We start from the raw sequence: 24052 nt of genomic DNA, 5'->3' as shown, positions 1-24052 counted from the left end.
TAATTTAGGACTTTCTTAATAATATTTGCGCGACGTTTCACCGTTTACGGATATCCCGCCCTGGTGTGCGGGACCGGCCCGGCCGGACCGCGTTTCCGGTCACGTGGAACCGGTGACGGAGACGAACCCGGAACCGGGACGGTAGTCGGGCGACTGGTGGCGGAAGTAGGTGTTGTAGACCTGGCAGTAGTGACCGCCCCGGGCCAGCAACGTGGCGTGGTCGCCCTCCTCGACGATCCGGCCGTGATCCAGCACGATGATCCGGTCGACGTGCTCGATCGTGGACAACCGGTGGGCGATGACGATGGAGGTGCGGTCGGCCAGCACCCGGTCCAGCCCTTCCTGGATCTGGGCCTCGGTCAGCGGGTCGACGCTGGCGGTGGCCTCGTCCAGGACCACGATCGCCGGATCCTGGACGAGCAGGCGGGCCAGCGCGACGAGCTGGCGCTGGCCCATGGACAGGGCACGGCCGTACTCGCCGACGTCGGTCCGCAGGCCGTCGGGCAGGGCGTCGATCCAGTCGCCGCCACCGACCGCCGCGGCGGCGGCCAGCACCTCCTCGTCGGTCGCCTCCGGCCTCGGGTAGCGGATGTTGTCGGCGACGGTGCCGCTGAACAGGAACGGCGCCTGCGGGACCGCGCCGATCTGCCGCCGGTACCCGGCCAGGTCCAGCGTGCGGATGTCACGGCCGTCGATCGTCAGCAGGCCGTCCTGGAACTCGTAGAACCGGGTGATCAGTTTGCTGAGCGTGGACTTGCCCGCACCGGTGTGGCCGACCAGCGCGACGCTCTCGCCCGCCTCGATGACGAGGTCGAAGTCCCGCAGGACGGTGCTGCCGGCCTCGTAGCCGAACGTGACGCCCTGGAACTCGATGCGGCCCGCGAGCCTGCCGACCGGCCGGGAATCGGTCTGCACGACCCGGGGCGGCGCGTCGATCAGGGCGAAGACCCGCTCGGACGCGGACAGGCCCTGCTGGAACTGGGACCAGAACGCGGCGATGGAGGTCAGCGGGATCCAGAAGAGCGCCACGCTCTGCAGGAAGAGGTACCAGTCACCGGCGGACAGCTCACCGCCGAGCGCCCGGGTGCCGCCCACCTGGACGAGACCGACCGTGGCCAGCCCGGCGACCAGGAAGAGCACGGGGAAGATGCTGGAGAAGACGAAGCCCTGGCGGAGCGTCACCCGGTAGCTCTGCTGGTTGATCGGGCGGAACTCGTCGTAGATCCGCTGCTCCTGGCGGAAGTTCTTGGCGACGGTGATCCCGCCCATGGTCTCCTGCAGGGTGGCGTTCACGCGGCTCAGCGAGCGCTGTGCCCTGCGGGTGCTGGTGCGGGCGACCTTGCGGAACAGCAGGGCCACGGCCATCACGACCGGCGCCACGACAAGGGTGAGCAGGGCGAGCCCGACACTGCGCTGGAAGAGCAGGACCGCCACGAAGCCGACCATCAGCACCTGGCTGATCAGGTCCATCGTGAGGGTGGAGACGGTGGCGAAGTCGTCGGTGTCGGAGGTGACCCGGCTGACGATCCTGCCCGACGGGGTCTCGTCGTAGAACGACAGGTCGCGTTCGAGCACGGCGTCGAAGGCGTCCTCGCGCAGGCGCAGGACGACGTCGCCGGTGACCTTCGCGCTGTACCACTGGCGGACGAAGTTGAACAGCCAGCCGAGCACCCCGGCGAGCAGCAGGCCGGCGCTGAGCCGCAGGCCGACGTCGGCGATCGTGCCGTTCTGGATGCCGTCCACGCCCTCGCTGATCAGCAACGGCATGGCCGCCTGGGTCAGCGAGAACAGCACGATCATGACCGCGACCAGGACCATCGACCCCAGCCTCGGCCGGAAGTACGACAGGATCCTGCGGAGCAGGTCACGATCGCTGTAGGTGCGGTCGTAGTCCTCGGCGTCGAGACCGTCCATGACGAAGCCCATCAGGCGTGCCCTCCCTGCTCGCTCGCCACGACCACGGCCGGGTCCGCGGCCCCGGTGCCCGGCAGGTCGACCTCGTCGTAGTGGGCGAAGATCCGCCGGTACAGACGGCTCCGGGAGATCAGTTCGTCGTGCGTGCCGAAGTCCACCAGCTCGCCCCGGCGGAGCAGCAGGACCTTGTCGGCCCAGCGGATCTGGGAGAGCCGATGTGTGATCAGGAGCGTGGTGCGCCCGTCCTGGACGCGGTCGATGGCCTGCTGGATCCTGTCCTCCGTGGCGGAGTCGATCGCGCTCGTCGAGTCGTCGAGCACGAGGATCGCCGGATTCGTCAGCAGCGCCCGCGCGATGGCCAGGCGCTGGCGCTGGCCACCGGAGAGGGTGATGCCGCGCTCCCCGATGACCGTGTCGTAGCCCTCGTCGAGCTCGCCGATGAACTCGGCGGCCTGGGCCTCCTCCGCCGCCCGGACGACGGCCTCCCGGTCCGCTCGCGGGCCCAGCCCGAAGGCGATGTTCTCGGCCACCGAGCGGGAGAAGAGCACGATGTCCTGCTCGATGGTGGAGATCTGGGAGCGCAGCGAGTCGAGGTCCCACTCGCGCACGTCCACGCCGTCCACCAGGATCCGGCCCGCGGTGACGTCGTAGATCCGCGGGACCAGCTTCGCCAGCGTGCTCTTGCCCGAACCGGTCTCGCCGACGACGGCCACGGTCTCTCCCGGCCGCACGCCGAACGTCACGTCGCGCAGCACCGGATCGCCGTCCCCGTAGCCGAACGTCACGTTCTCGAAGACGATCGATCCGTCGATCGGCGCGGTGTGGCCGTCGGCGCGCTGCCCGAGCTCGGTCTCGGTGTTCATGATGCTCAGGATCCGGCGGGAGGACACGATGCCGAGCTGCACCAGCGAGAAGGTGAAGATCGAGATCGAGGTCGGAAAGCCCAGCATGCCCATCAGGCCCATGAAGGCGACCAGCTCGCCGATCGTCAGGGCGCCCGCGGCCTGGAGGTACAGGCCGTGCCAGAGCGCCCCGGCCATCGCGAAGGCGAAGAGCAGGGTCGGCAGGTAGCGGGCCTGGACCAGGCCGTTGGCGGCGAAGGAGTCGCGGTAGCGCCGGGCGCGGGTCCGGAACCGCCGTCGCTCCTGGTCCTCCTGCGCGGTGACCTTGATCACCTCGATGCCGCGGACGGCCTCGTTCAGCCCGGCGTTGAGGTCGCCGAACTCCTCCCGCATGCGGGTCGCCACGGGATTGAGCCGCCCCATGTAGTGCCGGAGCGCGATGACGAAGACGACCCCGAACAGGCAGGGCACCAGCCGCAGGCGCGGGTCGATCGCGGCGATGAAGACCAGCGGCACCAGGCCGGTCAGGCCGGAGTCGACGATCAGGTCGACGCCCGGGTTGATCATCGCGGAGAGCTGCCGGATGTCGTTGGCCGCCCGCGCCATCAGGTCGCCGACGCGCTGCCGGTTGTGGAAGGTCTGGCTCTTGCCCAGCAGGCTGACGTACAGCTCGTCCCGGGCGTCGCGCTCCAGCCGCTTGGCCAGGACCTCGCCGGACAGGCGCGCGACCACGTCGAAGGCGCCGCGGGCCACCACGATCGCCAGCAGCCCCAGCGAGATCAGGCCCAGCGCCCGTGCCGCGCCGCCGCCACCGTTCAGCACGACGTCGAACGCCCTGCCGGTGAGCCCGGGGACCAAGCCGTTGAGCACCACCATGACCAGCGACGAGCCGAGGAAACCGGTCAGCTGGAGCGGGTGACGGCGGACGTGGGACCAGATCCAGCGCACCGGGCTCCGCCTGTCGTACGGGCGGCCGGAGACGGAGAACTCCGCGCTGCTGCTGGACACGGCTTGGCTCCCGGACGGGTCGAGGACGGGGGTCGGACCTGCTTTCTATCACCGGCCCCCGACGGTTTCCCATCGGATTGTTCTCGCCCCGCCCCCGCGGGCCCCGCCGCGCGACAAGGGACGACGTGGCAAGGGACGACCCGGCGCCTCCCGGCGGGCTCCGGTGTACCGGGTCACCGCCGGGAGGCGCCGGGTCGGTTCGTCACCCGGAGGTCACTGCCAGGTGTCCAGACGGCAGCCGTCGGCGGTCTTGCCGTTGTTGCAGTGGTTGAGCTGGAGGGAGTCGAGCTGGTAGGCGAAGGTCTGGCCTGCGGGGCTGACCACCGAGATCTGGACGCCGGTCGCTCCGGCCGGGGCGGTCGCGCTGTGCCGGTATTCCGTCCAGGTGCCGGTCAGCGCGATGGCCGGACCGTCACTGGCGGAGATCAGGGTGTTGGACGAGTTGTACCACGACAGGCGCAGTTTCACGTTGCCGGAGGTGGCGGTGGTCATCTTGGCGAAGAACCTGTAGGTCTGGCCGGCGGTCACCGCGGGTTTGCGGGTGACCGACACGACGCCGGCGGCGTGCGACTGCACGCTCATGGTGAGCGACCGGCGGCCGTCGTAGTGCTTGGCCGAGATCTGTGACGTCGGGCCGGGCGGGGTCACCTGGATCCAGCCGCCGCCCGAGACGCTGAACCCGGTCGGGGTGGCGTACGGCGCGTCGGCCTCGACGGTGCGTTCCTGCGCGGTCAGCAGGTCGTTGCTGTAGCCGATGTCGCAGCAGGTGGGGGCGGTGAAGTAGGGCCAGGCCGCGACGTTCACCTTGCGGGTGTCACCGGCCTCGTTGCCGGTGTAGAAGGTCGCCGTGGTCTCGCTCGGGTCGTAGTAGTTGTTGAAGTCATGGTCCAGCTGCCAGTCGTATCTCGGGTTGGACATGACGTCGGGATAGCTGAGGTGGTCGACGGCCTCGGTGACCTTGGGATGGTCCACGTAGAAACCGTCCGCGCCGAGGTGGATCAGTTCGTGCAGCTGGGTGGCGCTGGACCATTCGTCGGCGGTCGCCGCGCACGTCGTCGTGCACCAGGCGGTCGCGGTCCCGTTGAAGTCCTCGAACACCACGTACTTGCGGTTGGCGTTGTCGTACCCCGCCGCGCCGAGATCATCGGTGATCTTGTCCACCGTGGTCTCGCCGCCGATCACGCCGGCCTCGATCTTCTCCGGTACCACCAGCGCGCGGGCGTAACCGGAGTAGGTGCCGGTGTCGTAGCCGGTGCGGCAGCTCAGCTTCAGGTGCTGGTCGTAGTTGGTGGACTCGTCCAGTTCCAGGTCCATCCGGTCGACCAGCTTGGCGATCTGTTCGACGTGGGTCTCGTAGTTGTTCCCGCCGCCGTCGTGCCAGGCGTAGATCACCTGGATGGCCGGGGTGCTCCCGCTCGCGTTCTTGGGGTCGGACAGCGTCGTGGTGCAGCCACGCTTGGGAACGGCGGCGTCCACCGGCAGTGCGTACGGACCGGTGGGTTCGTCGAGGTACGGCGGCGCGAATGCGGCCACCGGACTCGCCATCGCCAGGACGACGAGTCCCCCCGCGGCGATCGCCGACATGATGCGACGCAGTTTCAGTGACAAAGGTGTTCCTCCCGTTGAGAACCCATGATCGGGAGACTAATCAGCGCCACTGACGAAACAAATACCTCATTTTCAATATTTTCGGACTAATCAATAAACGTGCGGTCTTGCCCGGATATCGGGTTTGCCGCAATCAAAAAGGTAGTGCTGATAACGGTTTCGGTCGGCTATCTTTTTCTTAAGAATCCCCATAGGGCGGCTTATGTTGATTTAATCACTCATGTCCATGAAAAGGGTGATTCATGCGTTTTGCGCCGTATGGCGGAGTCGATGGACCGACAGGGGTCTCGTGGCGAACGGCGAAAGTCCAGCGGACGTGGCTCTGAACTGCGGTCACCGAGGGTCTTGAGGACGGCCGCCGGTCTCTCGGCCACCCGGATGCTCGGCCGTCGTGCGACGTGACGGCGGACCCGGCGGACCCGGTGGACCCGGCGGACCCGGTGGGCCCGGCGGCGATGTGTCCCGGGAAGGGCTCACCGGCTCACCGGCACCGGGGCGATCCGCCCGCCCGGGGGTGACGGCCTGCTCGCCGGGCCGTACCGGCCGGAAACCGGGATGCCGGACCGTGAAAGCGGCATGTACCCTGCGCGAGGACCTTTTGAAAGGGAATAGTCGTGGGACACGTTGAGGTCGGCCGTCCGACGTGGGTGTCGTGACCCCTGGGAAGTGCTCGGAACTCTCGCGGGCATCTCAGTACGGGCTCATCTGGCCTAATACCTTGGCGGCGAGGGCTATGAGCCGCTCGGCTTTCTCCAGGTCCTGCAGCACGTCATCGGGAGTGATCTCCGGGGTGTCTGGGCGTGGATATTCAGCGCTGTTGCGACGGCGGCGCATCCGGTCGAAGGAGCGGAGTGTCTGTCCGAGCGGAGGATCCAACTGAGCCGTCACCACGTCCAGCACCGCGAGATGCCCGCCCCTGCTTGTGGCACGTAAGCCCTGATTTTCCAGGATCGACGCGAGAGCCTTCCGCGAGGCGTCGTAGACGAGTTGGTAGGCCCCTGTGGGGTCTGTCCCGACACCGCTGCGGGCGAGAACAATGTGCCGCTCGGCCTGGGCGATCATGGTATCGGCATGTTCCCGGCTCGGCGGTACCCGCTCCAACTGACCGGCGGTCAGCATCGCGTCGATCCGGTCGCGTCCCTGCATCCATCTCACGGTGTTCTCCGGTTCTGAATCAAAAGATGGAGGGGCTTGTTCCGCAGGGACGTCACGAACGGGTCGCCCTGGTCGGCGTGCCACGACGCAGGCGAGATCCGGTTGATGTTCACCTCGCGACCGAGAACGCGTTCTGCCGCTCGTGCCGCGTCGTACAGTTCGTCCTCGTCCGGGGCGCCCACCACGAGGACATCGATGTCACGCGGGGACGGCCCGGTCTGATTCGCGTGCCGGGCGGCCCAGGAGCCGTAGATGTACGCCTCGTCGATGCCCGGGATCGGCTGGAGGAGGGGCGGCAGGACGGCCGCCGGGCCGAAGGTCACCGCCAGCAGGTCGGTGAGCGGCTTGGCGACGATCGTGTCGGTGTCGGCACGGATGAGGCGGAGATTGCCGTGCCGTCTCTCTTCGGTCAGCCCGGCGGCGGCGAACCGGTCCATCTCACGGCTCACGGTCGGCTGGGACACACCTGTCCGTTTGGCGAGATCGGTCGTCGAGTACTCCTTCTCCGGGTGCAGATACAGCCAGGCGAGTAGTTCACCGACGGCGTTGGACCGGAACAGGGGAAGCAGCAACGGCGGAGTTTCCCTCATAGATGAATAGTACTATGCATCTATAGCATGCTAGTAGCGCTGTGTCATCGATCCATCTCAAAGCGTTCCTGTTCGTGGAAGCGAGGGAGCTGCCGGAGGGGGACCCGGTCGCGATACCGTGCCGTACCGGCGAAAAATCCGAGTGCCCGCAGGGCGAGGTCGGTGGGCAACGCTGCGCGAGGACCCTTTGAGGGACAGAGGACCCTTTGAAGGACGACGGAATGGTTGCGGGACATCTCAAGGGCGGTCTGCCTGCGAACCGCGACCCCCTTCCTGCTCGGAAGGGGGTCGCCAGAGTGTCCTAAGGTCGTTGCCCGGCCTTGTCGACCAGGTGGGTTTCCAGCTGGGCGCTGAGCACGAGAGGGGTGCCCGCCGGCACGAAGATCGGGTCCACGTTCGTGTACCTCATCGTGCGGTCCGCGACGGTGACCCCGTACGTCCCCAGGTAGCGGAAGTCGTCCGGGCTCAGGATGAGTTCGTAGCGTGCCCAGTCGTCGGTGTGGCTGAAGGCAATCCCGTGCCTGCCCTCGGCGTCCACGGCATCGGGACGTACGGTCACTCCCTCGATCAAGGGCAGTGCGCGGAACAGGGCGGCACGCACCTCGGGGCTGAGTGCCTGCTCGCCCATGAGCTGGTAGATCGCCTGGAAGAGCCGCTGTTCCCTGGACTCCTCATGAGGCGGCCGGGCCAGGTCGTAGGAGTCGCGACGGCGGAAGGCCGTCAGGAACGTCTCCGCCGTGATGTCGTCGGCCGCCTGGGTGCTCAGCCGCCGGGCGACGTAGTGGTGGATCGGGCGGGCGTAGCGGTCGAACAGCGCGGCGAACTGCTCGGGGTCGTCGCGCGAGCGGCGGATCAGCTCGGCGTCGTCCGCCTGATCCGTGTCCACCGGCTGGGCGGTCATCTCGATCCTCGTGGTTCCATGCCTGCTGTCTCCCGGAGAGCCGGAACAGGTTCTCGCCGCCGGGAGACGCGATGCTCGTTCGTGAACACGACGCGGCCCGCGCGGGATCCCGTCCGGCCCGACGGTGACGCGCCTCGGGGAGGGGCGGCCAGCGCACGAGCACCGAGGAGACCCGCCCGCCCGGGTGTGACGGCCCGCTCGCCGGGCCGTACCGACCGGAAACCCGGATGCCGGACCGTGAAAGCGGCATGTACCCTGCGCGAGGACCTTTTGAAAGGGAATAGCCGTGGGACACGTTGAGGTCGGCCATCTGACGTACGTTCTGCCGGACGGGCGGCCGCTGCTGGAGGACGTCTCCTTCCGGGTGGGCGAGGGGGTCAAGGCGGCGCTCGTCGGTCCCAACGGGGCGGGCAAGACGACGCTGATGCGGCTGATCGCCGGTGACCTGCAGCCGGTCGACGGCAACGTCGCGAGCTCCGGCGGCCTGGGGATCATGCGGCAGTTCATCGGCAGCATCCGCGACGGCCGTTCCGTGCACGACCTGCTGGTCAGCGTGGCCCCGGCGCGCGTACGGGAGGCTGCCGGGAAGCTGGAGGCGGCCGAGCTGGTGATGATGGAGCGCGAGGACGAGAAGGCGCAGATGCGCTACGCGCAGGCCATCACCGACTACACCGACGCGGGCGGCTACGACATCGAGGTCCTCTGGGACACCTGCACGATGGCCGCGCTCGGCATGGCCTACGACGACTGCAAGTACCGCGAGGTCAACACCCTGTCGGGCGGCGAGCAGAAGCGGCTGGTGCTGGAGGCGCTGCTGCGCGGCCCCGACCAGACGCTGCTGCTCGACGAGCCCGACAACTACCTGGACGTGCCGGGCAAGCTCTGGCTGGAGGGAGCGCTGCGGGACACGCCCAAGACCGTGCTGCTGGTCAGCCACGACCGGCAGCTCCTCGCCAACGCGGCCGACCGGATCATCACCGTCGAGTCCGGCAACATCTGGGTGCACGGCGGCGGCTTCCGCTCGTACGCCCAGGCGCGCCGGGAGCGCAACGAGCGGCTCGACGAGCTGAAGAAACGCTGGGACGAGGAGCACGCCAAGATCAAGCGGCTGGTCCTGATGCTCAAGCAGAAGGCCAAGTACATGGACACCATGGCCGCGGCCTACCACTCGGCCCAGACCCGGCTGCGCCGCTTCGAGGAGGCCGGGCCGCCCGAGGCCGCCCCCAAGGAGCAGTTCATCAGCATGCGGCTCAAGGGCGGCCGGACCGCCAAGCGGGCGGTGATCTGCGAGGGTCTCGAGCTCACCGGCCTGATGAAGCCGTTCGACCTGGAGATCTGGTACGGCGAGCGGGTGGCGGTCCTGGGCTCCAACGGCTCGGGCAAGTCGCACTTCCTGCGCCTGATCGCCGGTGAGGAGGTCCGGCACACCGGGGTGGCCAGGCTCGGAGCCCGCGTCGTGCCGGGTCACTTCGCCCAGACGCACGCCCGCCCCGAACTCCTCGGCCGTACGCCCTGCGAGATCGTGATGACCGAGCACGCCCGGCTCAAGAACGAGGCGATGAAGGCGCTCTCCCGCTACGAGCTGGCCGGGAGCATCGCCGAGCAGCGCTTCGAGACCCTCTCCGGAGGTCAGCAGGCGCGGCTGCAGATCCTGCTGCTGGAGTTGTCGGGCACCACGCTGCTGCTGCTGGACGAGCCCACCGACAACCTCGACCTGGCCAGTGCCGAGGCGCTGCAGGAGGGGCTGGACGCCTTCGACGGGACCGTGGTCGCGGTCACCCACGACCGCTGGTTCGCCGATGACTTCGACCGGTATCTGGTCTTCGGTTCCGATGGAAAGGTATACGAATCATCTGAACCGGTATGGGATGAGACCAGGGTGGTCCGGCAGAGGTAAAGAGTCGGGCCGCCGTCGGCGTGTCGGGGTGGGAGGGGTGGCCCGGCCGGTTATCACGGCTAGGTGAAGCACAGCACCCGAATCGTCGCGGCCCTGGCCCTGTTGCTGCTCGCCGGAGGCCCCGGATGCTCCGGCGAGGAGAAGGATCCGGTCGCGCCGCTCCAGCCGCTCGCGGTCAGGGAGCAGGCGTCGTCCATCGTGAAGGGCGACGACGGGTACGTGGTGAACTGGGCCGGGGTCCTGGCGAACGCCAACCCGTGGCACTTCGGCGAGCACGTGGTGGCCACCGTCGTCGCCAGCGACTCCCAGGGCAAGGAGGTCGTCCGGCTGGACCAGCCGCTGGACGCGGTGCCCCCGGGCGGCGTCCTTCCCTTCACCGGCCAGGTGGTGACCCAGGAGCGGCCCGTCGCGGTGAACGTCTCCTACCGCCCGGCCCGCTGGCACCGGGCCGGCCGGATCGTCTCGGCCTTCCAGCCCTTCCCGGTGTACGACGTGCTGACCGACCGCACGACCGACGGCGACTACCTGGTCACCGGCTACGTCGGCACCCCGTACGTGATGCCCGCCCGCAGCCTGGCGGTCACCGCGCTGCTGCGCGACCGGCAGGGAAAGCTGCTGGGGGGCGGGAGCACCTTCGTGGACAACGTCCAGGCGGGTGAGCGGCGACGGTTCGTGCTGCAGATCAGGAGCGTCGAGGACCCGCGCGACATCGCCTCGGCCGAGGTGACCGCGCGCACCTGGGGGTCGAGCAGCCGTCCCTTCGAGCAGCTCGCCCTGGGCGGCGCGCTGCCGCTGCACACGGTCAAGCCGAAGATGCCGCCGTTCGCCAAGGACCGCGGCAGGCAGGCGCAGCTGGCCGGGGTCATGGGGCCCTGACCGAGACGAACGATTCGGTCATAAAACCATTCATCAATATTTATTACTGCAATTCTAAAGGTCATTCTTACGGATTCGATTGACCGGCCGGAGACAGTTCCCGTCATTGTCGGTGAACCACTGGAACGTGGTGTGACGGATCCTTTACCGTCGGTCACATGATTGACAGTGTCCTGGTCGAAGCCCTGCGTGCGAGGGACCCCGGGGCCCTCGTCGCCCTCTACGACGCCTACGCCGAGGGCGTCTACCGCTACTGCCGCTCGATGCTCGCGACCCCCGAGGACGCGCAGGCGGCGTTCCTCGGCGCCTTCGTCGCCGCCGAGGCCCACGTCCACGCCCTCGCCGACCCCCGGCGGCTGGAGGCGTGGCTGTACGCGCTCGCCCGGCAGGAGTGCGTCCGGCGCGCCCTCGCCGAGGCGCCCGGGACGCGGGCCCCCGCCCCGGAGGTCACCGGCGGCGACGCCGACCTGCGGGTGATGGCCTGGAACGCCACCCGGAGCCTGTCCCCCGGCGACCGTGAGGTCCTCGACCTGAGCTGCCGGCACGGTTTCGGCCCCCTCGACCTCGGCGCGGTCCTGGGCGTCGGCACCAAGGCCGCCGGAGCGCTGTACGAATCGGCCAGGGAACGTCTGCGCGACGTCGTCACCGCCGAGGTCCTGGTCCGCAAGGGGCCCTACGACTGCGCGAGCCGGGCCCGCCTGCTGACCGGCTTCGGCGGCGAGCTCACCGCGGAGGCGCGCGAGCGGGTGATCCGGCACGTGAACCGGTGCGACACCTGCGCTCCGCACCGGGTCAGGCAGGTCTCGGCGGCCAAGGTCTTCGACCTGCTCCCGGTGGACACGCTGCCGCCCGCCCTGCGCGAACGGGTGATGGACTGCTTCAGCGACCCCGCCCAGGTCCCCTACCGGCGCGACGTCGCCCACCGCGCGGGCCCCCTGGACGACGCCGGATTCCCCGCGCGCCGGTCTCCCCGCGCGCGCCGGTCCCGCGTGGCGGCCGGGACGGCGGTGGCGATCGCCGCGGCGGCGGCCGCGATCGTCCTGGTCGTCGTGCAGTCCCTGGCCGACCCCGCGGGCCCCGGCGTCGCAGCGGGCGGTCTCCCGGCGGTGGTGGAACCTCCGTCCGGCGACCGGCCGTGGGAGCCCGGCAGGGGAGGGGGTCTGCCCGGTCACGCCGACGAGGGGTCGGCCGTCGAGCTGGTCGGCTCGCTGGGGTCGGCGTGGTCGTCCGGCACCACCGGATCCGGGCCGCGGGACGGCTCGCGGCCCCCGGGGCGGGGCCCGGCCGGGGAAGGGGCCGAGGATCCGGCGTCACCGGCCGAGCGTTCCCCGAGGAACCCCGCAGAGCGTTCCCCCAGGAACCCGGCCGAGCCTCCGGCGGACGATCCGCGCGAGTCCCCGCGCCCGCCCGGTGACGGCCCGCCCGACCGGCCGGGAGGCCCGCCCCCGCCGGTGGACCCTCCGGCCCCGCCACCCGTACGGCTCCCGCCCGCGCCGCCGTCCTCGGAGTCCGGGCCCGACGGGCGCCGCTCGCACCGCCCCCCGGGCCGTCTCCCGCATCGTCACCACCACGGGCACCGGTCGTCGCGCTTCTGCGAGCTCGTCCAGCGGCCGTCCGGGCGGCCGGAGTCCCGCCGGGCGGATCCGGGTTCCCCACGGGCGGGACGAGGGCTCCCGGCGGACGGCGCCCGGCGGTGGCACCGGGAGGCGGGACGCTCGCACGACGACTCCCGGCCCGCGCCCGGCGGTCACCGGTCCCGCGGGGGAGCGGCCTCCTCCCCGGACACCGGCTCCGGGCGGCGGGAAGGCCACGGCCGAGGCCGGGCCAGTACCGGCCGTCCCGGCGGGGGTCCCGGATCCGCTCCCGCCGGCCCGGCCCGCGAGGGGATGGCCCGCGAGGAGACGGCCCGCGCCGACACCGCCCGCCCCGAGACGACCGGCCCCGGCACGACCGGCCCCGACACCCGCCCGGACACCACCCGCCCGGACACCACCCGCCCGGACACCACCCGCCCGGACACCACCCGCCCGGACACCACCCGCCCGGACACCACCCGTCCCGGCGCCACCGACCGGGACTCGGCGCGTACCGGGGGCGGTACCGGCCCGAACGAATGAGACCGCGGGCCCGTGGACGGGGGTGTCGTGGCAGGCGGTCGTCACGGTGCGTGAGCGTCATGTGTGCTTCGAGTGATCGGCGGGAATGCTGAGAGAGGCCGCCTGAGCGGCCGGCACGCCGCTCTGGGGGGCGGCACCGCGTCACGCGGTATTTCACGGGGGACTCCGGGGGGAGACGCATGCGTTCAATCGGACGGCGCCGTCATGTCGCCGCGGTGGCGGGCCTGGCCTGCTGCCTGATCACCGGGCCGGGGCTCCCCGCCGGCGCCGTGCCCGGTCCTTCGGCCCCGCCCGACGACGTCGCGCCCGGCGTGCGGGGCCCGTCGGCCGCCGAGGTCGCCGAGGCGCGGGCCAGGGCCCGCGAGCGCGGTGAGCGGCTCGGCACCGCCACGGCCCTGGTCGCCGAGGCGCAGGCCAGGCTGGAGGCGCTGACGATCCGCGCGGAGCGGCTCGTCGAGTCCTACAACGGGCAACTGGTCAGGACGACCCGCGCCAGGGAGGTGGCCGAGCAGGCCGCCGAACGCGCCAGGACCGCCGGTTCGGAGGTCGAGGAGTCCCGCCGGGCGGTGGCCGCGATCACCACCCAGAACTACGGCGGTGTCGACCTGAGCGACCCGATGATGACCGTGCTGGCCGGCGGCGGCACCGCCGACGACGGCTACCTGCGCCGGGCCAGCATCCTGGCCCACATGGGCGGCGGCCAGGCCGAGCGGCTGAAACAGCTGCGCGAGGCCCAGGAGGTCTTCGCCATCCTGCGGGAACAGGCCGAGGACGCCTACGCCCTGCAGCGGGAGGCGGCGGTCGCGGCCGAGGAGGCCAAGCGGGCCGCCGAGGAGGCCGTGGCCGAACAGGTCGAGGAGACCCGGCGGATCGAGCGGGAGCAGGCGCGGCTGGAGAAACTGGCCGACGAGGCGCGCAGCGCCGCCGACCTGATCGCCAGGGAGCGCGCCGCGGCCCTGGAGCGGGCCAGGATCGCCAGGGAGAACGCCGAGCGGGCCCGGTACCAGCAGGAGGCGCTCCGCCGCGAGGCGGCACGGGCGCGGGTGGCCTCGGGGCAGAACGCCTCACGCTGGGCGCTGAACGTGGCGGCGGGGTCGGCCAGGGGCGACATCGCCGCGGACTGGGCGCTCACCCAGCTCGACAAGCCCTACGTCTGGGCGGCGGCGGGCCCGGCCGCCTACGACTGCTCGGGGCTGACCATGCGGGCCTGGGAGCGGGTCGGGATCAGGATCGACCACTGGACCGGCACCCAGTGGACCTCGGGGCCGCACGTCCCGCTCAGCGAGCTCCGCCGGGGCGACCTGCTCTTCTACGGTCAGATCACCCGGAACCCCGGGGACATCCACCACGTCGGGATCTACATCGGCCAGGGGCTGATGGTGCACGCCCCGCAGACGGGTGACGTGGTCCGGGTCGCGCCGATGTGGCGTAGCGATCTGGTCGGCGCGACCCGTCCGGTCTGACGGCCCGGGACCCGCCGGTGGACGTCCGGCGGACGTCCCGTCGGATGTCCCGGCCCCGGTGCCCGTCGTCCGGTGCCCGTCGTTCGGTGGCCGTCGTTCAGTGGCCGGGAGCGTGCCCGCCGGCCACCTCGTCCGCGGCCCGCTTGATGGAGCGCACGATCTCCTCCTCGGCCTCCACCCTGCCGACCCAGTTGGCGCCCTCGACGGACTTGCCGGGCTCCAGGTCCTTGTAGACCTCGAAGAAGTGCTGGATCTCCAGCCGGTCGAACTCCGGCACGTGGTGGATGTCGCGGATGTGCTCCATCCGGGGATCGGTGGCGGGGACGCACAGGACCTTGTCGTCGCCGCCCTTCTCGTCGGTCATCCGGAACATGCCGACCGCGCGGCACTTGATCAGGCAGCCGGGGAAGGTCGGTTCCTGCAGGAGCACCAGGGCGTCGAGCGGGTCGCCGTCCTCGCCGAGGGTGTCCTCGATGAAGCCGTAGTCGGCGGGGTACTGCGTGGAGGTGAAGAGCATGCGGTCGAGCCTGATGCGGCCCGACTCGTGGTCCACCTCGTACTTGTTCCGTTGCCCCTTGGGAATCTCAACGAGAACGTCGAACTCCACCGCGGTTCCTCCACTCAACCCTCCGGGCACCCCCGGTTGGGCGTTAATGTCTCGTAAGCGTTTTATGCCTGATGGTTATGGACGATGAGAGGTCGGCGGCGTGATGCGGCGTGATCGGTGGGTGGCCTTGGTCACTCTCGTCCTGCTGCAGATCTTCGTCGTCGCGGCCGGCGCGCACCTGCTCACCGGTGATGCGCTGGTCCGCAGGGAGCCGGAGCCGGTGGCGTCGGCGAAGCCGCCCCCCGTCCCGGTCATCACCGCGGGTCCGGTGCTGGCCGCGGGGGGGAACGGGCCTCTCCCTGCCAAGGGTACTTTGGCGCAGCGGTTGACCAAGGCGTTGGGTGACCCGGCGTTGGGCGGAAGCGTCGGCGCAGCGGTCCTCGACGCGCAGAGCGGCGCCGTGCTGTTCGGCAGCGGCGCAGGCGAGGGCATCACCCCCGCCTCCACCACCAAGGTGGTCACCTCGGTGGCCGCGCTGGCCTCCCTGGGCTCGGACGCCCGGCTGAGCACCCGCGTGGTGCGGGGGGCCTCGCCCGGCACGATCGTCCTCGTCGGCGGCGGCGACCCCACGCTGGCGAGTCCCCGGGCGGCGGCCCGTCAGGTCCATCCCCGGCCCGCCACGCTCGCCACGCTCGCCTCGCGTACCGCCAGGGCGCTCAAGGCGGCCGGGACGGCCAGGGTGACGGTGGCCTACGACGACTTCCTCTACACCGGTCCGCGTACCGCCGCGACGTGGAAGCCCGGGTACGTGCCCGAGGGCAGCGTCGCCCCGGTCACGGCGCTCATGCTCGACGAGGGCAGGGTCTCGCCCGGGCAGAGCGGCCGGGTCGCGGACCCCTCGCGCGCGACGCACGCCGCGTTCGTGTCGCTGCTGTCGAAGAACGGGATCAAGGTCTCGTCCTCGGCCAGGCGCTCCAGGGCCCCGGCCGGCGCGCGGGAGATCGCCCGTGTCGACTCCGCCCCGGTCTACGCCCTGGTCGAGCGGGCGCTCACGCTCAGCGACAACGACCTGTCGGAGGCGCTGGCCCGGCACGTGGCGATCAAGGAGGGGAGGCCCGCCTCCTTCGACGGCGGCGCCGCGGCCGTGGGCGCGGTGCTGGCCAGGCTCGGCGCGGCCGAGGGCGTGCGGGTCTTCGACGGCAGCGGGCTCTCGCCGAGGAACCGCATCACCCCCGAGGCGCTGGCCCGCCTGGTCGCGGTGGCGGCGTCCCCGGACCGTCCGGGCCTGCACGCGATCGTCGCCGGCATGCCCATCTCCGGCTTCAGCGGCACCCTGGGACACCGGTTCGACCGGCTCCGCTCCGCCCACGGGCTGGTCCGCGCCAAGACGGGCACCCTGGACGGGGTCAACACCCTGGCCGGGATGACCACCACGCGGGGCGGGCGCCTGGTGACCTTCGCGTTCATGGCCGACGACGTCCCGCCCGGCTGGGGAAAGGCGGAGGCGGCCCTGGACCGGCTCGCCGCGGTGGTCGCCTCCGGCTGATCGCGGGCTCCGGGTGCGCGGCCGGACGGGACAGCACGTACGGTGGACGGTATGCAGGTGATCGACTGGGATCTTGCCGTAGCGACCGGAACGCGCCTGGTGCGCCCCGGGCCGCAAGTGAGCCGAGAGGAGGCCCGCCAGGCAGTCGCCGATCTGCGACGACTCTCGCGCGAGGCCGAGGGGCACGTCCGCGACTTCACCCGAATCGACACCGAGACCGCGCCGCAGACCGCGACCATCGTCGACCGGCCCGGCTGGATCAAGGCCAACGTCGAGGGGTTCCGGGTGGTGCTGGAGCCGTTCACCGAGCGGATGGCCGCCCGCAGGGACCAGACACCGGCGATCGTGAGCGCGGTGGGCTCGCGCGTCACCGGCGTCGAGGTGGGCGCGGTGCTGGCCTTCCTGGCCTCCCGCGTGCTGGGGCAGTACGAGCTGTTCCTGCCGCCGGACCCGACCGGCCAGGCGCCCACCGGGCGGCTGACCCTGGTCGCGCCGAACATCGTCCACGCCGAGCAGGAGCTCAACGTCAACCCGCGTGACTTCCGGCTCTGGGTCTGCCTGCACGAGGAGACCCACCGGGTGCAGTTCACCGGCGTTCCCTGGCTGCGCGAGTACGTCAGGTCGCAGACGACCGACTTCCTGCTGGCCTCCGACATCGACCTGCCCGTCCTGCTGGAGCGTCTCCGCTCGGCCGCCGGGACGTTCACCGACGTGGTCAGGGGCGGCGAGGGCAACCTGATCGACGCCATCCAGACGCCCGAGCAGAAGGTGATCCTCGACCGGCTCACCGCGGTGATGACCCTGGTCGAGGGGCACGGCGACTACGTGATGGACGCGGTGGGCCCCTCGGTGGTGCCCACGGTCGCCGACATCCGCGCCAAGTTCCACCACCGCCGCGAGGGCGGTTCCCGCCTGGACCGCACGGTCCGCAGGCTGCTCGGCCTCGACCTCAAGATGAAGCAGTACGCCGAGGGGTCGGCCTTCGTCCGCACGGTCGTGGGTCAGGTGGGCATCGACGGCTTCAACAAGATCTGGACCTCGCCGACGACGCTGCCGAGCCAGGCCGAGATCGCCTCTCCGGAACGCTGGATCGCCAGGGTCATCGGCACCCCGGCCATCCCCGCGGGCGGCACCGTCGGCTGACCGGACGGGCCGGCCGGTCGATCCCGGCCGGCACATCCGCCCGGACCGGCATGACCCACCGGCGGGGCGGCACGTCCGCCCGCCGCAGGCCGGACAATGGCCGTCATGGGTCCGCATCCCGCCGTCGCCGACGTCCGCCGTGCCGTACGGCTCGCGCTGGGCGACCTGGAGCCGGGGCGGCTGGTGCTGGCCGCGTGCAGCGGCGGCGCCGACTCCCTGGCCCTGGCCGCCGCGCTGGGGTTCGTCGCGCCCCGTGCCGGGCTGCGCGCCGGGCTGCTGACCGTCGATCACGGCCTGCAGCCGGGTTCCGGCGACCGCGCGGCCGACGTGGTCGGGCTCGCGCCCGGCCTGGGGCTGGATCCCGCCGAGGCGCTGACCGTCTCGGTGGGCACCTCGGGAGGGCCGGAGGCGGCGGCCCGGCAGGCACGGTACGCGGCCCTGTCACGGGCGGCGGAGCGGCTCGGCGCCGCGGCCGTGCTGCTGGCGCACACCAGGGACGACCAGGCCGAGACCGTGCTGCTCGGCCTGGCCAGGGGGAGCGGCACCCGTTCGCTGGCCGGCATGCCCGCGCTGACCGGGATCTACCGCAGGCCGCTGCTGGGCCTCGGCCGCGTCACGACCGTGGCCGCCTGCGCGGCGCTCGGCCTGACCCCGTGGCAGGACCCGCACAACCTCGACGCCCGCTACAGCCGGGTCCGGGTCAGGAGGCGGCTGCTGCCCGTCCTGGAGGACGAGCTCGGCCCGGGGATGGCCGAGGCGCTCGCCAGGACCGCGGACCTGTGCCGGGACGACGCCGACGCGCTCGACGCGTGGGCGGACGAGGTCTACGCCCGCTCGGCCGTCCCGGATTGCGCTCTTAGCGATATCGGCGCGGTGGCGGTGGCCGTACCGGAGCTGGAGGGCGTGCCCGTGGCGGTGCGCCGCCGTGTGCTGCGGCGGGCGGTGATCGACGCGGGCGCCCCGCCCGGCACGCTCGCGGCCTCGCACGTCCTGCAGATCGACACTCTGGTGACGGCCTGGCGTGGGCAGCGGCGCATAGAGGTGCCCGGGGGGGTGGCCGTCGTCCGGCGGTATGACACCCTGATATTCGCCAGACAGACGGACAGCCCCTTTTCGTAAGGAAATCCCAGGTGGACGCAGCCGACATGGGCAGGGATCTCGCGAAGGTCCTGATTCCCGAGGAAGAGCTCCAAGCCAAGATCAAGGAGATCGCCGGCCGGATCGACGAGGACTACGCGGGCAAGGACCTGCTGCTGGTGGGGGTGCTCAAGGGCGCGGTCATGGTCATGGCGGACCTCGCCAGGGCCCTGCACCTGCCCGTGCAGATGGACTGGATGGCCGTGTCGTCCTACGGGGCCGGCACCAGGTCGTCGGGGGTGGTGCGGGTCCTGAAGGACCTCGACACCGACATCGCGGGACGCCACGTGCTCGTCGTGGAGGACATCATCGACTCCGGCCTGACCCTGTCGTGGCTGGTGCAGAACCTGCGGTCGCGCAATCCCGCCTCGGTGGAGATCTGCGCGGCGCTGCGCAAGCCCGAGGCGGTGAAGGTGCCGATCGACGTGAAGTACATCGGCTTCGACATCCCCGGCGAGTTCGTGATCGGCTACGGCCTCGACTACGCCGAGCGCTACCGCAACCTGCCCTTCATCGGGACCCTCGCCCCGCACGTGTACGGGGCCGGCTGAGGCGGAGCGGGCGGAAAAGTACGCCCTGCGCGAAGAGTGTCATTCACAAACGCGACATTGCCCATAGCGGCGGGGAACACGGACCTACCTGACGTACGTTGGTAAGGCAAAGCCGGTGCGGACCGCGCGGTAACTCCGCGCGTCGCGCCGGTGTACCTTCGGACGACCGAAGAGGTGGCCTGTGGCCCCCTCCGGGGTAGTCAGTTGGAGCGGTTAGGGATACCGCGAACCCCGGGTTCGCCCGGGGTTGCCAGGCTCTGGTCAGGAAGGGACGGGCCCGCCGGGGTTCCGCATCGGATGGATCTCAAGCGATTTACACGTGGGCCACTGCTGTGGATCCTGGGCATCGTCGTACTGCTCCTTCTCGTCTCCACCATGCTGGGTGGGGAGGGCAACTACGAGAAGCGAGACACCTCCCAGATCATCAGCTGGATCGACGAGGGCAAGGTCTCCAACGCCAAGGTCATCGACAAGGACCAGCGCGTCGAGGTCACCCTCACCGACAAGAAGCGCTACTACTCCTCCTGGGTGACCGGTCAGGGCGTCCAGCTCACCGACAGGCTGCAGGCGGCCAGGGCGGCCAACAAGCTGCCCGGCGGGTACAACGTCGAGGTGCCCCAGCAGAACTTCCTCGTCGGGTTGCTGGTGAGCTTCCTGCCGATCGTCGTCATCGTGCTGATCTTCCTGTTCGTCATGAACCAGATGCAGGGTGGCGGCTCGCGGGTCATGAACTTCGGCAAGTCGAAGGCGAAGCTCATCACCAAGGACACCCCCAAGACCACCTTCGCCGACGTCGCGGGTGCCGACGAGGCCATCGAGGAACTCCAGGAGATCAAGGAGTTCCTGCAGGCCCCGGCCAAGTTCCAGGCGATCGGCGCCAAGATCCCCAAGGGCGTGCTGCTCTACGGCCCGCCCGGAACCGGCAAGACCCTGCTCGCCAGGGCCGTCGCCGGTGAGGCCGGGGTGCCGTTCTACTCCATCTCCGGTTCCGACTTCGTGGAGATGTTCGTCGGTGTCGGCGCCTCGCGTGTCCGGGACCTGTTCGAGCAGGCCAAGGCGAACGCCCCGGCCATCATCTTCATCGACGAGATCGACGCGGTGGGCCGCCACCGTGGCGCCGGTCTCGGCGGCGGGCACGACGAGCGCGAGCAGACGCTGAACCAGCTCCTGGTCGAGATGGACGGCTTCGACGTCAAGGGCGGCGTGATCCTGATCGCCGCGACCAACCGGCCCGACATCCTCGACCCCGCGCTGCTGCGCCCGGGCCGTTTCGACCGGCAGGTCACCGTCGACCGCCCCGACCTGGAGGGCCGCAAGGGCATCCTCAAGGTGCACGGGCGCGGCAAGCCGTTCGCCGAGGGCGTCGACCTCGACATCATCGCCCGCCGGACGCCCGGGTTCACCGGTGCCGACCTGGCCAACGTGATCAACGAGGCCGCGCTGCTCACCGCGCGGGCCGACCAGAAGCTGATCACGATGGAGCTCCTGGAGGAGTCCATCGACCGCGTGATGGCCGGTCCCGAGCGCAAGTCGCGGGTCATGTCGGACCAGGAAAAGAAGATCATCGCGTACCACGAGGGCGGTCACGCCCTGGTCGCGCACGCGCTGCCCAACTCCGACCCGGTCCACAAGATCACGATCCTGTCCCGCGGACGCGCCCTCGGTTACACGATGACGCTGCCGATGGAGGACAAGTTCCTCGCGACCCGCTCGGAGATGCTGGACCAGCTCGCGATGCTGCTCGGCGGCCGCGCGGCCGAGGAGCTCGTCTTCCACGAGCCCACCACCGGTGCCTCCAACGACATCGAGAAGGCCACCTCCGTCGCCCGCCGCATGGTCACCGAGTACGGCATGAGCGAGCAGCTCGGCGCCCGCAAGTTCGGCAGCGGCAACAGCGAGGTCTTCCTGGGCCGCGAGATGGGCCACGAGCGCGACTACTCCGAGAAGATCGCCTCCACGATCGACGAGGAGGTCCGCCGCCTCATCGAGGCCGGGCACGACCAGGCCTGGGACATCCTCGTCGAGTACCGCGACGTGCTCGACAACCTGGTCCTGGAGCTGATGGAGAAGGAGACCCTCTCCCGCAGCCAGGTCCTGGAGATCTTCGCCCCGGTCGTGATCAAGGAGAAGCGTCCCTCCTACTCCGGCTACGGCAAGCGGCTGCCCTCCAACCGCCCGCCGATCCTGACCCGCAAGGAGCAGTCCGGCAACGGCTCGCTCCCGGCGGGCGAGCAGGTGGCCGGCGGCAACGGCGCCCTGCCCGCGGGAACGGGTCACTCCGACTCGGTGCCCAGGGACGGGAACTGACCGTGGGAGGCGTCAAGCCGCTCCAGGTCGACACGGTCCGGCTGGAGAACGCCGTCCGGGAGATCCTCATCGCCATCGGTGAGGATCCCGACCGGGACGGCCTCCAGCAGACCCCGGCCCGGGTGGCCCGCGCGTACGCCGAGCAGTTCGCCGGACTGGGACAGACGCCCGAGGACGTGCTGACCACGGTCTTCGACGTGGATCACGACGAGATGGTGCTCGTGCGGGACATCGAGGTCTACTCGACCTGCGAGCACCACCTCGTGCCGTTCCACGGCGTCGCCCACGTCGGCTACATCCCGAACGCCAAGGGACAGGTCACCGGCCTGTCCAAGCTGGCCCGCCTGGTCGACGTCTACGCCCGGCGCCCCCAGGTGCAGGAGCGGATGACCTCGCAGATCGCCGACGCGCTGATGAACGTGCTGGAGCCGCGCGGGGTGATCGTCGTGATCGAGTGCGAGCACCTCTGCATGACCATGCGGGGCGTCCGCAAGCCCGGTGCCAAGACGATCACCTCGGCCGTCCGCGGGGACTTCCGCAGCAGCGACAAGACCCGCGCCGAGGCGATGGCCCTGATCATCCGCTGACCGCCTCACCTCTCCGATCATCGTCGCCGCCGCTCCCGGACCTCGCCCCGCGCGCCCGTCCGGGAGCGGCGGCGTCTCGTCATCCTGCGCGCCCGTCCGGGAAAAGCGCCTCTCGTCACCCTGCGCGCCCGTCCGGGAGCGGGGCCTCTTGTCACTCTGCGCGCCCGTCCGGGAGCGGCGCCGTCTCGTCACCCCCGCGTCCGGGAACGCCCGGGGGTGGCACGTTCCGCGGCGGGTGTGCGGATTCGTTATGGCGCAAGCCGGACCCACGACACAGGCGGGCGGCGGACAACGCCTAGGCTTGTCCGCATGACTACGTGGAGTGTGCCCGGGCTGCCGGACGCGGGCCGGTGCCTCGTGATGGGCGTGGTCAACGTGACTCCCGACTCCTTCTCCGACGGCGGCCGGTGGTTCGACCCCGAGGAGGCCGTACGCCACGGCCTGGATCTGGTCGAGCAGGGCGCCGACATCGTCGACGTGGGCGGCGAGTCCACCAGGCCCGGTGCCGCGCGGGTGCCCCTGGAGGAGGAGCTGGCCAGGGTCGGGCCCGTCATCCGCGAGCTGAGCCGCCAGGGCGTCGTCGTCAGCGTCGACACGATGCGGGCCGAGGTCGCCCAGATGGCCGTGGAGGCCGGGGCGAGGCTGGTCAACGACGTCAGCGGCGGGCTGGCCGACCCGGAGATGCCCCGGGTGGTCGCGGCCTCGGGCGTGCCGTACGTGGTGATGCACTGGCGGGGGCACAGCCACGCCATGGACCGCCGGGCCGTGTACGGCGACGTGGTGACCGAGGTGCGCGAGGAGCTGGCCAAGCGGGTCGCCTCGGTGCTGGCCGAGGGGGTGGGCGAGGAGCAGATCGTGCTCGACCCCGGGCTGGGCTTCTCCAAGAACCCCGAGCACAACTGGGCGCTGATCGCGGGCGTCGACCGTCTCGCCGAGCTGGGGTACCCGCTCATCGTCGGGGCGTCGCGCAAACGCTTCCTGGGACGCCTGCTGGCGGCCCCGGACGGCACGCCCCGCCCTTTCGACCGTAGTGACGACGCCACCCTCGCCGTGACCGCGCTCGCCGCGCAGGCGGGGGCGTGGTGCGTGCGCGTGCACGACGTCCGTCCGAACGCGGACGCCGTCCGTGTGGCTGCCGCAGTTCAGGGAGCGAGATCATGAGCGTCGACACCACCGCCGTCGAGACGGTCAACCAGGAGTTCTACACCGCCATCGAGAACGCCGACCTGGACCGGATGACCGAGATCTGGGCCGAGGACATCGAGGGCGAGCAGATCAGCTGCGTGCATCCGGGCTGGCCGATCGTGAACGGCCGCCAGGAGGTGCTGCGCTCCTGGGCGCTCATCATGGCCAACACGCCCTACATCCAGTTCGTGCTGACCGACGTCCGCGTCATGGTCCTCGGCGACGTCGCCGTCCTCACCTGTGAGGAGAACATCCTCACCGCGGGCGACGAAGGTGATTCCAGCTTCGCCGCGGGCAAGGTGGTGGCGAGCAACACCTTCGTGCGGACGTCGGCGGGGTGGCGGCTCTGGCTGCACCACGGTTCCCCCGTGCTGCAGGGCGACGACGAGGACGAGGACGAGGAGGACGCGTGAGCGAGCGCGCCGGCGGACGGCCCGGTGAGGGCGATCTCCCTCCTGCCGGGGGCAGAGCCGGCGAGGGGGCCGGTGACGGGGCCCACGACCCGGCCCACGACCGGGAGCCGCTGCGGATCCACGACGGGGTCAGCGAGCTGATCGGGGACCCGGTCGACGGCCTGTTCCCGGACCCGCCCGCCGACCCGTTCGGCGACCCCCTGCGGGACCCGGGCCGCGACGTGTTCGGCGACCCCGTCCGCGACCCGGCACGGCGGGGGCCGTA

Annotated in this window: 19 protein-coding genes; 12 read left to right on the top strand and 7 right to left on the bottom strand. The window is 70.8% G+C overall.

Features of this window, described 5'->3' with window-relative positions; translation table 11 throughout:
- Nucleotides 1-99 precede the first annotated feature (99 nt).
- The 6 genes from ACIBCT_RS18535 to ACIBCT_RS18510 form a co-directional block, all read right to left on the bottom strand.
- Nucleotides 100-1926, bottom strand: a complete 1827-nt coding sequence (locus ACIBCT_RS18535) for an ABC transporter ATP-binding protein (protein WP_399189968.1) — start codon at nucleotides 1924-1926, stop codon at nucleotides 100-102.
- Nucleotides 1926-3764 carry an ABC transporter ATP-binding protein gene (locus tag ACIBCT_RS18530; RefSeq protein WP_399189966.1) on the bottom strand — a complete coding sequence of 613 codons (1839 nt, stop codon included), beginning with the start codon at nucleotides 3762-3764 and terminating at the stop codon, nucleotides 1926-1928. The genes ACIBCT_RS18535 and ACIBCT_RS18530 overlap by 1 nt, the downstream gene beginning before the upstream one ends.
- A 213-nt stretch (nucleotides 3765-3977) precedes the next feature.
- Entirely contained in the window at nucleotides 3978-5372 is a 1395-nt protein-coding gene (locus tag ACIBCT_RS18525) for a carbohydrate binding domain-containing protein (RefSeq protein ID WP_399189963.1), read from the bottom strand.
- A 690-nt stretch (nucleotides 5373-6062) separates the two neighbouring features.
- Entirely contained in the window at nucleotides 6063-6518 is a 456-nt protein-coding gene (locus tag ACIBCT_RS18520) for a hypothetical protein (protein ID WP_399189961.1), read from the bottom strand.
- Between the two features lie 5 nt (nucleotides 6519-6523).
- Nucleotides 6524-7117 (bottom strand): MarR family transcriptional regulator, encoded by a 594-nt coding sequence (locus ACIBCT_RS18515; RefSeq protein WP_399189959.1) that lies wholly within the window; start codon nucleotides 7115-7117, stop codon nucleotides 6524-6526.
- A 301-nt stretch (nucleotides 7118-7418) separates the two neighbouring features.
- The gene (locus tag ACIBCT_RS18510; RefSeq protein WP_399189957.1) at nucleotides 7419-8018 is read right to left on the bottom strand and encodes a sigma factor; all 600 of its coding nucleotides are present in this window, start codon (nucleotides 8016-8018) and stop codon (nucleotides 7419-7421) included.
- 286 nt (nucleotides 8019-8304) lie between these two features.
- On the opposite strand from ACIBCT_RS18510, the gene ACIBCT_RS18505 reads away from it, so the two are divergent.
- The 4 genes from ACIBCT_RS18505 (at nucleotide 8305) to ACIBCT_RS18490 (ending at nucleotide 14371) form a co-directional block, all read left to right on the top strand.
- Complete coding sequence (locus tag ACIBCT_RS18505; RefSeq protein WP_399189955.1) at nucleotides 8305-9915, top strand: ABC-F family ATP-binding cassette domain-containing protein; 1611 nt, start codon at nucleotides 8305-8307, stop codon at nucleotides 9913-9915.
- Nucleotides 9916-9978: 63 nt separating this feature from the next.
- Complete coding sequence (locus ACIBCT_RS18500; protein WP_399189953.1) at nucleotides 9979-10791, top strand: hypothetical protein; 813 nt, start codon at nucleotides 9979-9981, stop codon at nucleotides 10789-10791.
- Between the two features lie 158 nt (nucleotides 10792-10949).
- Complete coding sequence (locus ACIBCT_RS18495; RefSeq protein WP_399189951.1) at nucleotides 10950-12908, top strand: hypothetical protein; 1959 nt, start codon at nucleotides 10950-10952, stop codon at nucleotides 12906-12908.
- 179 nt (nucleotides 12909-13087) lie between these two features.
- Nucleotides 13088-14371 carry an NlpC/P60 family protein gene (locus ACIBCT_RS18490; protein WP_399189949.1) on the top strand — a complete coding sequence of 428 codons (1284 nt, stop codon included), beginning with the start codon at nucleotides 13088-13090 and terminating at the stop codon, nucleotides 14369-14371.
- A gap of 97 nt (nucleotides 14372-14468) precedes the next feature.
- On the opposite strand, the gene ACIBCT_RS18485 is transcribed toward ACIBCT_RS18490, so the two are convergent.
- The gene (locus ACIBCT_RS18485) at nucleotides 14469-14978 is read right to left on the bottom strand and encodes an inorganic diphosphatase (protein ID WP_399189947.1); all 510 of its coding nucleotides are present in this window, start codon (nucleotides 14976-14978) and stop codon (nucleotides 14469-14471) included.
- 121 nt (nucleotides 14979-15099) lie between these two features.
- Between ACIBCT_RS18485 and dacB the strand changes: the two genes are divergently transcribed.
- The 8 genes from dacB to ACIBCT_RS18445 all read left to right on the top strand — a co-directional run bounded on the left by dacB (nucleotide 15100) and on the right by ACIBCT_RS18445 (nucleotide 23787).
- Nucleotides 15100-16464, top strand: coding sequence for a D-alanyl-D-alanine carboxypeptidase/D-alanyl-D-alanine-endopeptidase (gene dacB, locus ACIBCT_RS18480; protein WP_399189945.1), 1365 nt, complete (start codon nucleotides 15100-15102; stop codon nucleotides 16462-16464).
- 51 nt (nucleotides 16465-16515) lie between these two features.
- Nucleotides 16516-17607, top strand: coding sequence for a zinc-dependent metalloprotease (locus ACIBCT_RS18475; RefSeq protein WP_399189944.1), 1092 nt, complete (start codon nucleotides 16516-16518; stop codon nucleotides 17605-17607).
- Between the two features lie 105 nt (nucleotides 17608-17712).
- Nucleotides 17713-18726 (top strand): tRNA lysidine(34) synthetase TilS, encoded by a 1014-nt coding sequence (tilS, locus tag ACIBCT_RS18470; RefSeq protein WP_399189942.1) that lies wholly within the window; start codon nucleotides 17713-17715, stop codon nucleotides 18724-18726.
- An 11-nt stretch (nucleotides 18727-18737) separates the two neighbouring features.
- Entirely contained in the window at nucleotides 18738-19295 is a 558-nt protein-coding gene (gene hpt, locus ACIBCT_RS18465; protein WP_344892935.1) for a hypoxanthine phosphoribosyltransferase, read from the top strand.
- Nucleotides 19296-19592: 297 nt separating this feature from the next.
- Nucleotides 19593-21602, top strand: a complete 2010-nt coding sequence (gene ftsH / locus ACIBCT_RS18460) for an ATP-dependent zinc metalloprotease FtsH (protein WP_344892937.1) — start codon at nucleotides 19593-19595, stop codon at nucleotides 21600-21602.
- Nucleotides 21603-21604: 2 nt separating this feature from the next.
- Nucleotides 21605-22189, top strand: coding sequence for a GTP cyclohydrolase I FolE (gene folE / locus ACIBCT_RS18455; protein ID WP_399189939.1), 585 nt, complete (start codon nucleotides 21605-21607; stop codon nucleotides 22187-22189).
- 309 nt (nucleotides 22190-22498) lie between these two features.
- Nucleotides 22499-23350: a dihydropteroate synthase gene (gene folP, locus ACIBCT_RS18450; protein ID WP_399189937.1), complete on the top strand. Its 852-nt coding sequence runs from the start codon at nucleotides 22499-22501 to the stop codon at nucleotides 23348-23350.
- Complete coding sequence (locus tag ACIBCT_RS18445; RefSeq protein ID WP_344892943.1) at nucleotides 23347-23787, top strand: nuclear transport factor 2 family protein; 441 nt, start codon at nucleotides 23347-23349, stop codon at nucleotides 23785-23787. Before folP ends, ACIBCT_RS18445 begins: the two co-directional genes overlap by 4 nt.
- Nucleotides 23788-24052 lie beyond the last annotated feature (265 nt).

Origin of the sequence: Streptosporangium sp. NPDC050855 (assembly GCF_044456585.1) — a bacterium.
Classification (GTDB): Bacteria; Actinomycetota; Actinomycetes; order Streptosporangiales; family Streptosporangiaceae; genus Streptosporangium; species Streptosporangium longisporum.
Note: the sequence above shows the minus strand (reverse complement) of the source record. Positions and strands in the feature narration are given on the sequence as shown.

What these genes read in the sequence shown, in the direction of transcription:
- ACIBCT_RS18535 (WP_399189968.1), bottom strand. Translation starts at nt 1,926, where the DNA reads ATGGGCTTCGTCATGGACGGTCTCGACGCCGAGGACTACGACCGCACC.
- ACIBCT_RS18520 (WP_399189961.1), bottom strand. Translation starts at nt 6,518, where the DNA reads ATGCAGGGACGCGACCGGATCGACGCGATGCTGACCGCCGGTCAGTTG.
- ACIBCT_RS18515 (WP_399189959.1), bottom strand. Translation starts at nt 7,117, where the DNA reads ATGAGGGAAACTCCGCCGTTGCTGCTTCCCCTGTTCCGGTCCAACGCC.
- ACIBCT_RS18510 (WP_399189957.1), bottom strand. Translation starts at nt 8,018, where the DNA reads ATGACCGCCCAGCCGGTGGACACGGATCAGGCGGACGACGCCGAGCTG.
- ACIBCT_RS18495 (WP_399189951.1), top strand. Translation starts at nt 10,950, where the DNA reads ATGATTGACAGTGTCCTGGTCGAAGCCCTGCGTGCGAGGGACCCCGGG.
- ACIBCT_RS18490 (WP_399189949.1), top strand. Translation starts at nt 13,088, where the DNA reads ATGCGTTCAATCGGACGGCGCCGTCATGTCGCCGCGGTGGCGGGCCTG.
- ACIBCT_RS18475 (WP_399189944.1), top strand. Translation starts at nt 16,516, where the DNA reads ATGCAGGTGATCGACTGGGATCTTGCCGTAGCGACCGGAACGCGCCTG.
- tilS (WP_399189942.1), top strand. Translation starts at nt 17,713, where the DNA reads ATGGGTCCGCATCCCGCCGTCGCCGACGTCCGCCGTGCCGTACGGCTC.
- ftsH (WP_344892937.1), top strand. Translation starts at nt 19,593, where the DNA reads ATGGATCTCAAGCGATTTACACGTGGGCCACTGCTGTGGATCCTGGGC.
- folP (WP_399189937.1), top strand. Translation starts at nt 22,499, where the DNA reads ATGACTACGTGGAGTGTGCCCGGGCTGCCGGACGCGGGCCGGTGCCTC.
- ACIBCT_RS18445 (WP_344892943.1), top strand. Translation starts at nt 23,347, where the DNA reads ATGAGCGTCGACACCACCGCCGTCGAGACGGTCAACCAGGAGTTCTAC.